Genomic DNA, 9,534 nt, shown 5'->3' on the forward strand with positions numbered 1-9,534 from the left:
GGGCTCCGCCCCGAACCCCGCCGGGGGGGATAATCCCCCCCGGACCCCCGTATTACTTATTCTCTCTCTCTCTCTCTCTCTCTCTCTCTCTCTCTCTATCTCTCTCTCTCTCTATCTCTCTATCCCCCCTCCAACTCCCTCAGCCGCCGCGACATCTCCCGGTTCTCCCTTCGCAACTCATGCAGATGAAAGGCATCCTTGATGCTCTGCGACAACAAATCATCCTCCCACGGCTTGGTGAGAAACTTGTAAATCGCCCCCCGATTGACCGCATCAATCACCGAATTCAGCTCCGTGTAACCCGACAACACCATGCGCACCGTATCGGGATAAAGCTCCCGCGTGCGCCGCAGAAACTCGGTGCCCGCCATCTCCTGCATGCGTTGATCACAAATCACCACCCCCACCGGTTGACTGGCCAGAAGATCGAACCCCTCCCGAACGCTGGTGGTGGTGAGAATGCGATAACCATCCCGCCGCAAGGCCCGTTGAATGGCCAACAAAATAGCCGGCTCGTCATCCACCAGCAGCAATACCTGCTCGTGTTCGTCGCGATGAACGGGGGGAATGGAACGACCCTCCCGCAACAGGGCGGCGAAAGCCTCGGCGGGCAGCGGGCGACTGAAAAAGAAACCCTGCATCTCCTCGCAACCCAACTCCCTCAGGAAAACCATCTGGCTCTCGTCTTCGATGCCTTCGGCGATCACCTGCATGCCCAGACTGTGGGCCATGCCCACCATGGCGCGTATGATGGCGGCGTCGGCGGGATTGGAGGTGAGATGGGTGACGAAGGATTTGTCGATTTTAAGCCGCGACACCGGCAAACGCTGCAAATAGGAGAGGGAGGAGTAGCCCGTGCCGAAATCGTCCAGAGCGTGGGTGACGCCGTCGGCATTGAGCTTGTGCAGGGTGCGGATCACCGAGTCGGTGTTGTGCAGCACCACCCCTTCGGTCAACTCCAGCTCCAGACATCGGGGGTCGAGGCCGGTCTCGTCCAGGGCCTGACGCACCAGGGCGCGAATATCCCCCTCCTGGAATTGCCTCGCCGAAAGATTGACCGCCATGCGGATCGGCGGCAACCCCTCATCCTGCCATTGCCGGGTTTGACGACAGGCCTCCTGAAGAACCCAGGCGCCAACCTCGCCGATCAGCCCCGTCTCTTCGAGCAGCGGAATGAAATCCGCGGGCGGCACCAGGCCGTAACCGGGCCGGTCCCAGCGCAACAACGCCTCCGCGCCCACCACGCGCCCGCTCTGCAGATTGAGCTGGGGTTGAAAATGCAGCACGAACTCCCGGTTTTCCAGAGCGCGATGCAGGGCGGTATCGAGGTCGAGACGCTGCAGGGACTCCCGCTCCATGTCCGCTTGGAAGAAGGCGCAGATGTCGCCCGTCTCCCGGGGGGGAGTGGCCGACGCGGCCATGGCCTGTTTGAGCAGAGAGCCCGGTGGCTGCTCCGGCGTGCGGCGGGCGATGCCGACGAAAGGGTCGAGGAAGATCTCCTGTCCCCCGGTTTGCACCCTTTCGGCCATCGCGCGCTGCACCTGCCGCGCGATGGCTTCGACCGCGGGCGCATCGAGGGGCTCCTCCAGCAGGATGGCGAATTTGGACTCCTTGACCCGGCCCACGAAAAACGTTGGCAGGATCGACTCCAGCCGGTTGGCCACGATGCGGGCGATGCCGAGCCCGGCATCCTGTCCCAAAGCCTGCAGCGCACCGTGGTAGCGGCGCAGGTTGACCACCATCACGGCGCCGCCCCGGTTCTGCCTGAGACGTTCTTCGAACAGAAAGCGGCCCGGCAAACCGGTTTGGGCGTCGTAATAGGTCAGATACTGCATCTTGGCCTGGTCGGTGGCGCGAATCTCCTTCAGACGGATGACATCGAGGGCGAAGGAGATGTCTTCCGCCACCTCCGTGAGCAGTTGGACCTCGGCGGAGGTGAAAAAGCCGCATTCGGCGGCGCCCACCACGAATACACCGGTCACTTCACCGCCCTGACGCAGGGGGAAAACGGCGCAGGCGCGTATGTTCCAACGCACGGCGGCTTCCCGCCAGGGGGTGGTGCAAGGTTCCTCGAAGAGGTCGTTGAGGATGACGGGTCGGGCCTCCTCCACCGCCCGAGCGGCGGGATCGGGCCCGGCTGCGTCGTCCGGGACGATACGACCGAGGGGGGTCAGTTCCGAGACGGGCACGCCGGCGTGGGCTATCGGCTGCAGGTGGCCCTGGCCGGGAACGCTCAGGGCGATCCAGGCCAGACTGAACCCGCCGGCTTCCACGGCGATGCGGCAACTGGCCGCGTAGAGGGCGTCAGGGTTGTCGGCCCGCACGATGGTGCGGTCGATGCGACTCAGCATGGCGTAAAGCCGGTTGCGGCGCACCAGTTCCACGGCGTCGGTGGTCATGGGGTGCCACCCAGTATCTTGTCCAGACAGTTTTTCAGATCCCAGCGCGAGATGGGTTTGATGAGTACGTCGCAAACCCCCGCAGTGGCCAGTCGGGCGCGGGAGGACTCGTCCCCGAGTGCGGTGACCATGACGATGGGGATGTTCCGGGAGGTGTCGTCGGCTTTCAGGCGGCGCACCACCTCGAAACCGTCCATGCCCGGCATCATCAGGTCCAGCAGGATCAGGTCCGGCGTGGTGATGGCCACGCTGGCCAGGGCTTCCGCGCCGAGTTGGACGCATTGCACCGTGTAGCCGTCGGCGTGCAGCAGGGTTTCCATCAACTTGCGATTGCGGGCGTCATCGTCGACGATCAGGATATGTTTCTGCCGGTGCATGGGGGGATCCTTTCAGTTGGATGACGAGTCCAATATCTCTTTGATGGTGGAGAGAAAGAGCTTGTACTGGATGGGTTTGGCGATATAGCCGTCGCAGCCGGCGGCCCGAATGCGTTCTTCATCGCCTTTCAGGGCCAAAGCGGTCAGGGCGATGATGCGGATGGTTTTGGTCTCTTCTTCCTGTTTCAGTTGACGGGTCAGGGCCATGCCGTCGATGCCCGGCAGATGGATGTCCATCAGGATCAGGTCGGGGTGGTGGGTGCGGGCCAGGGTCAGGCCGGTGGTGGCGTCTTCGGCCTGGAGGATGGTGACGCCGAGGGTTTGCAGCAGCATGACGGCCAGTTTCATGTTGGCCGGGTTGTCTTCGATAATGAGAACCTGGGCGGGCATGTCGATGTTTCTCCCTGGCGAGGTACTTTCGTTAGGTATATGTGAACCGCCCTACCTCGGAGTGTCGAGATAAAGTCATACGGGGGTCCGGGGGGGATTATCCCCCCCGGCGGGGTTCGGGGCGGAGCCCCGAGGTTTCAGCCGTTGCCGTAAGCGGTCCGCAGCATCAAGGAAAGCGCAGCAACTCACCACCCGCACGACCCGGACGACCCGCTGCGGACCGCGGGGGGGCAAGGGGGGGCCTCATCCCCCCATCCTTGAACGTGCCAGCAAACCAGAATCGGGTATAGCCCCGGAAGCCCCGCCCCTGGAGGGGGCAACGGCTGAAAGTCAACGTCAACGGATGGGGGGATGAATCCCCCCTTGCCCCCTCGCGGTCCGCAGCGATAAATCCGTTGGCTGCGGGATGGCGGCTTTGGGGATTTCATCGGCTGCAGCGGACCGCTACGTCAACGGCCAAGTCAACACCTCGGGGCGCTGCCCCGAACCCCGCCGGGGGGGATAATCCCCCCCGGACCCCCGTATTATTTATCGATCAGCGCCCGGCGCACCTCCGCCATGAAATACCCCGGATTGAACTCCGCCTTGTCCAGGATGGCCACCACCTGGCTGTTGAGCAGCGCATGCTCCTCCACCGTAAGTTGCCTGGCCGACACCACGATGATGGAAATCGCCACCGTCTCCGGATCATGCCGCAACGCCTCCACCACATCGAAGCCCGTCACCCCCGGCATCAGCAGATCCAGCAGAACCAGATCGGGTTTCTCCCTCCGCGCCATGGCAATGCCCTCGGCGCCGCCGTAAGCCCGCAACACCACATACCCCGGCTCGGCCAGATAGGCCGCCAGCAGCTCGACCGCCTTCGGATCGTCATCCACGATCAACACCTTGCACGGCGGCCCATCGACGTGATGGAAGCCGAGATGACGCAACGCCCCGATCAGCTCCTCCCGCGCCACCGGTTTCTGCAACATGCGCGAGGCCCCGAGGGCAAAACCACTGCGGCTGTCGGTCACGATGGAGACGATCACCACCGGAACCCCCGCCCAAGCGGAGCCGGGCTGTTTGATGGTGTGCAGGAAATCCCACCCGTCCATGCCCGGCAGAAAGATGTCCAGAATGATCACCGCGGGCTGCAACGTCTCCTGCAGCGCCAGAGCCGCCTCGGCGCTGACCACCCGTTGCGAGACCACTCCCGCCGTCCCCAGTTGCAGCTTGAGCAGCGCGGCGGCCTCGTCGTTGTCCTCGACGATCAGGGCATGGCCGCCACCGACCGGCGCGGGGACCGGCTCCGCTTCCGCAAGAGCGGCGTCGGTCTCACGCCAGGGCAGCCATACCGTGAAACAACTGCCCTGTCCCGGCTCGCTGGCCACCGCCACACAGCCGCCATGCAGCTCGGCCATCTTCATCACCATGGCCAAGCCCAGTCCCGTGCCCTCGTAACGGCGGGACAGAGAGGAGTCGATCTGACTGAACGGCTTGAAAAGGCGCGGCGCATCCTCCCGCGTGATGCCGATGCCGCTGTCCTCCACCGAAATTTCCAGGAAGGTGTCGAAGGCGTTGACCGGCAAGGGCCAACGCATGGCGTTGGAGCGGGGGGAGTGCCACGCTTCCACCTCGGAGCGTGCCAGACGACGCGCCCTCAAGATGACGCGCCCCCCGTCGGGAGTGAATTTGACCGCGTTGGAAAGGAGGTTGTAGACGATCTGCTTGGTCTTGCGCACATCGAGGCGAATGGCCGGCAACGACTCCTCCACCTCCCGCGACAGGGTCAGATGATGGTTGCCGGCCCGCTCTCGCACGATGTCCAGACTGTTTTCCAGCAGCGAAGCGACGTTGACATCCTCCGGATCGAGAGACATGTGGCCCGCCTCGACCTTGGAGATGTCCAGAATGTCGTTGATCAACGACAGCAGGTGGCGACCACTGCTGAAAATGTCGGTGATGTACTCCCGTTGCGGCGGGGTCAGTTCGCCGACCAGGTTGTCCTTCAACACTTCGGAAAAGCCGATGATGGCGTTGAGCGGCGTGCGCAGCTCGTGGGACATGTTGGCCAGGAATTCGGACTTGATGCGGTTGGCCTCTTCCGCCTGCTTGCGCCGGGTCTGATCCCGCAGCTTGCCGATGCCGTAGGCCACGTCGGCGGCGGCCTCGCCGAGCAGTTCGATTTCGTCCCCGTCGAACACCTCGCCATCGGAGGAATGCAGGGTCATGACGCCGAAGACGCCCTCTTCGTTGCGCAAGGGCAGGGCCAGCACCGTGGTCTCTCCGGAGGGGTGTTTTTCCACCACCGCCTCGTCGCGACAGACCGCCGCGGCGACGGGACAACCCCCGGCCCGCGCCTCGTCCCAGGTCAGACAACGGGGATCGATGCTGTCGGCGGCGCAGCCGAAATGGGCCACCAGCCGCAGGGAGCGGGCGGGATCCCGCTCCACGAAGCCGATCCAGACGGTGGTGTAGCCGCCGTTTTCCACCACCACGCGGCACATCTCCTCCAGCAAAGTGGCCTCGTCGATGGCGCGCAACATGGCGCGATTGCCGGAACTCAGCACCGTCAGGGCGCGATTGGCCCGGAACAGGGCCCGGTCCCCGGCCACCAGCCGCTCTTCGCGCTCCTGCAGGGCCGTGGCCATTTCGTCGAAGCCGCGTGCCAGTTGCCCGATCTCCGCCCCGTCGTGGGGCAGCCCGGTGCGGGCCGAAAGATCCCCCTCGCCGAAGCGGCGCGTCGCCCGGTCAGGGTGCGCAACGGCTTCAGGACCAGCCCTTCGCTGCCGAACCAGGCCAGAAGGGCCATCAGCAGGCCCAGGCCCAGCATGGCCCCCATGTTGCGCCCCGGTTGCTGCCTGATCAGCGCGTTGAGAGTGACCCGGGGAATCCCGACGCGCACGTAGGAACACGACCCCGGTGTATCGAAATGCAGCAGGGGATGAATGGCGTTGAGGCGCAGCACCCCGTCATCGCCGCGAAATTCGAAATAGCCCTGACAGCCTTGTTGAAGCAGGGCATCGATATGACCCTTTTCCAGGGCCGGTTTGCCCATCACCTCGGGATGGGGGTCGGGATGCCGCGCCAGCACCGTGCCCTGGGAGTCCACCATCGACATGCGGGTGCCGTCGGGCAGCGGCAGACCGGCGGCCAGTGTTTCGAACCAGGAGAGGGCCAGCGGCGAAAATACCACCTTCCGCAACGCGCCATCCTCGCCGTAAAGCGGCAGGGCCACGTTGATCACCGGAACCTTGGCCAAAAGCCCCGGGCGATAGTCCCCCACGGCGAAACCGCGTGTGGCCACGGCGCGTTTGAACCATTCCCGATCGGAAAAATTGATGGGGGCGTCGAATGGCACGGCGCTGCACTGCAGATTGCCCCGGGCATCCACCACGCCGATGTCGGCATGCAGCGGATTCTGCTGTCGCAATCGCGCCATCGTCTCGTTGCACGCTTCCCCCGGAACCGGGTCGCGCACGATGGGCAGGTTGGAGAGGATGTTCAGCATCAGCCGGGCATTGGCCACAAGCCGACCCTGCTCCTCGGCCACGAAGACGGCCAACTGCCGGGTCTGCCGTTCGGCTTCCGCCTTGGCCGTGACCCACTCTTCCCAGTAGGAATATCCGAGCAGACCGAAGGCGGGAAGCACCGTCAGCGCGACGAACAATAACAAACGTCCTCGCAAGGTCAGGCCTGTGTCGGGTGCGAACATTCCGGCCTCCGCAAACATCTAAAATAATGTATGCATGGCGTGAAGTTACAAATTTTAAGGTTATCGCTCTTTTACTGTATAAATAAATTTTTTACACGGAGATCATACGAATTTCAACCCTGTTCGTCAACTCAATAGTTACGGAATTTCCTGGGCTTCCGGGGGGAGACGCGCCTTGGGTGTTGGGGGATGCCAATGCAAATCGTTATTTTATATTTATGGAAGGATCCGTTTGATGTGTGCGGAATATATCATTCATCAGTGTCGTTCGTTATACAAACGAATCTGATTCGTGTTATCATTCCGTCTTCTGTCGCCAGCGCGGTATTCGGAGAAGATTGATGCGTTGTGAAACGAGTATGGGCGGGAAGGCCGGATGCGGCATTGCTCCGGTGTCAGCGGCGTGGAGTGTGATGGGGTGTCGGGAGGGGATACGGGAGGATAGACGGGGGTCCGGGGGGGATTATCCCCACCGGACCCCGGTATTTCGGACCGATGGCCTTATCCTTCTTTCAGATCACGCCTTCCAACCCTTTCCGTTCCAGGAGATCCAGCAGCTTTCGCGACGGTCCTCCCGGATGTTTGGCGCCGATCTCCCACTGTCGCACGGTGGAGAGGCTGGTGTTGAGCAACGAGGCCAGAACCGCCTGACTGAGCCGGTATTTCTCCCGCAGGGCGCGAATCCGTTCCCCTCCGAATTCCGGAACCGGTTCCAGGCACAGGGCCTCGTATTCCATCATCCGGCGCTTGTCGATCAATCCTCCGGCTCGAAGATCCAGCGCCGTTTGATGCAGGGCGTTCAACAGCGGACTGACCGTGCGTTTTGCATCGCTCATTTTTGGATCTCCTCCAGTCGTTCGTCCGCCAGAGCCTCCTCCAGCCGGGATTCGGTCAATCCCAGCAGATCGGAGGACAGGGCTTGCAGTGCCGCAAGTTCCCGAGGGGAAACCGTGGCGCGGTCGTTTTTCTCGAAGCCGAAAAGGAAGAACCAGTTGCCTCCCCGCCGTGTCGCAACCAGAACACGGACGCCGCCGCTCTTGCCTTGTCCGGGGGGAGCCACCCGCTTCTTGACGACACCGCCTCCCAAATCGGCGTCGATCAGACCCCGCGCCATTTCCTCCGCAGCCCGAATCAAGTCCCTGTCATCCAAAGGGGACTTGCGCAGCCAGCGAGCGAAGTATCGGGTTTTGAACAGTCGGTTCATGAGCCAACTATATCACTAAGTGTCATGGCCAGGCAAGAGACTTCCCTCCGGAGAGGCTCTTCACAACGGTCAGTGCCGGTTGACAATCGCCCTGTTTGGCCCCTGGAGGCGTTGCAATCCGGTTCGGAAGGCTTCTGTAGATTCTGATAGAGGACTACACTTTGCTTTCTCACCGTCTTGCGTCTTGCCAGGAACCTAAATCGGACGATTGTTAACACGCTCTGGCCACCCTGTGACTTCTCAACAAATCCTTGGATTATCTAACACCCGTATCCATGCGGCATTAAATCCTTATCTCGTTCATCGTTGCCCGGTTTCGACCCCTTTGCTTGCTTGAATACAACAACCCGTCCACGCGCCGATATAAATCACCATAATCGTCCTCCGGGTCAATCATGGTAACCCCCAGCGAAACCGTGGCCCGCAAGGCATTGCCTCCTTCCAAATCCAGCCGGGAACGTTCAACCAGCATGCGATTGCGTTCCGCCACCTCCATCAACAGCTCCGGAGTAATGTTGGGCAGTATCTCCAGAAACTCCTCTCCGCCCCAGCGCCCCAGCAAATCCGGACGCCGCGCACTGCTGCGCAACGTTTCCGCAACCATCTTGATCACCCGGTCCCCGACATCGTGGCCCCAGGTGTCATTGACCTGCTTGAAATGGTCGATATCGTAGAGAATCACCCCGACACCAATCCGGGTGAGACGGACATCCGCCACCCGTTCGGCCAGCTTCAACTCCGTATAGCGGCGGTTGGCCAACTGGGTCAGGTGATCCACCATGGCCAGCCGTTCCAACTCCCGCAGTTTCACTGAATTGGCAATGCGTGAACTGATGTCGCCAAATACCTCGCACGCCCCGATGATCTGCCCCTGGGCATCCGTTACCGGTGCCGTGCGAATGAACACCGGAACCCGATGACCCTCCTGATGCACCAGATAGGCCTCCACCTCCACCTGCTCCCCGCTTTGCATGGTCTGGGTCAAGGGACAACCCGAATTGCACAGCGGCTCCCCGTTAAAATCCAAATGTTCCAGCAGATTGTCCCGACACGACCGACCCATCACGGTTTCCGGTTCATACCCGGTAACCTCTTCCGCCCCTTTGTTCCAGAAGGTGATTTTTCGCTCGCGATTGGTGACATAAACCCCCTCCCGAAGCGTGTCGAGAATCATTTCCCAGCAATAATCGTCATCCGGTTGGTCCATGCGCTATTTCCTCATCTGATGCGGATACATCTCACTATCAGTTGGCTTGAAATGATCCTCCTGTCTGCGGGATTTTGGCAAGATATTTTCATGAATGAGCGCAATTTTTTGCGGAACAGGATACGGCAGTCAGGCTTGTTCCGGAAAACCCGACCCTTGGCGGCATTGGCACGTTTTACGGATGGGGGGATGAGGCCCCCCCTTGCCCCCCCGCGGTCCGCAGCGGGTCGTCCGGATGGTGCGGGTGGTGAGGGGGTGCG

6 protein-coding genes and 1 pseudogene are annotated in these 9,534 nt (G+C 61.9%); all 7 read right to left on the reverse strand.

Going from position 1 to position 9,534, the window contains the following annotated elements; all coding sequences use genetic code 11:
* Positions 1 to 95: 95 nt before the first annotated feature.
* Positions 96 to 2,351 (reverse strand): annotated as a pseudogene (locus HQL56_15475) (EAL domain-containing protein).
* A 44-nt stretch (positions 2,352 to 2,395) separates the two neighbouring features.
* Positions 2,396 to 2,776, reverse strand: coding sequence for a response regulator (locus tag HQL56_15480; protein MBF0310920.1), 381 nt, complete (start codon positions 2,774 to 2,776; stop codon positions 2,396 to 2,398).
* A gap of 12 nt (positions 2,777 to 2,788) precedes the next feature.
* The gene (locus HQL56_15485) at positions 2,789 to 3,166 is read right to left on the reverse strand and encodes a response regulator (protein ID MBF0310921.1); all 378 of its coding nucleotides are present in this window, start codon (positions 3,164 to 3,166) and stop codon (positions 2,789 to 2,791) included.
* A 524-nt stretch (positions 3,167 to 3,690) separates the two neighbouring features.
* A complete protein-coding gene (locus HQL56_15490; GenBank protein MBF0310922.1) occupies positions 3,691 to 6,063 on the reverse strand; it encodes a response regulator in 2,373 nt (790 codons plus the stop codon).
* A gap of 1,312 nt (positions 6,064 to 7,375) precedes the next feature.
* Entirely contained in the window at positions 7,376 to 7,699 is a 324-nt protein-coding gene (locus tag HQL56_15495) for a helix-turn-helix domain-containing protein (protein MBF0310923.1), read from the reverse strand.
* The gene (locus tag HQL56_15500; protein MBF0310924.1) at positions 7,696 to 8,067 is read right to left on the reverse strand and encodes a type II toxin-antitoxin system RelE/ParE family toxin; all 372 of its coding nucleotides are present in this window, start codon (positions 8,065 to 8,067) and stop codon (positions 7,696 to 7,698) included. Before HQL56_15500 ends, HQL56_15495 begins: the two co-directional genes overlap by 4 nt.
* 283 nt (positions 8,068 to 8,350) lie before the next feature.
* Entirely contained in the window at positions 8,351 to 9,274 is a 924-nt protein-coding gene (locus HQL56_15505) for a GGDEF domain-containing protein (protein MBF0310925.1), read from the reverse strand.
* Positions 9,275 to 9,534: the final 260 nt, after the last annotated feature.

The organism is Magnetococcales bacterium (genome assembly GCA_015231925.1).
In the GTDB taxonomy this organism is placed as follows: Bacteria; Pseudomonadota; Magnetococcia; order Magnetococcales; family JADGAQ01; genus JADGAQ01.

Coding starts and splice junctions, on each gene's coding strand:
- HQL56_15495 (MBF0310923.1), bottom strand. CDS start 7,699: ATGAGCGATGCAAAACGCACGGTCAGTCCGCTGTTGAACGCCCTGCAT.
- HQL56_15485 (MBF0310921.1), bottom strand. CDS start 3,166: ATGCCCGCCCAGGTTCTCATTATCGAAGACAACCCGGCCAACATGAAA.
- HQL56_15505 (MBF0310925.1), bottom strand. CDS start 9,274: ATGGACCAACCGGATGACGATTATTGCTGGGAAATGATTCTCGACACG.
- HQL56_15480 (MBF0310920.1), bottom strand. CDS start 2,776: ATGCACCGGCAGAAACATATCCTGATCGTCGACGATGACGCCCGCAAT.
- HQL56_15500 (MBF0310924.1), bottom strand. CDS start 8,067: ATGAACCGACTGTTCAAAACCCGATACTTCGCTCGCTGGCTGCGCAAG.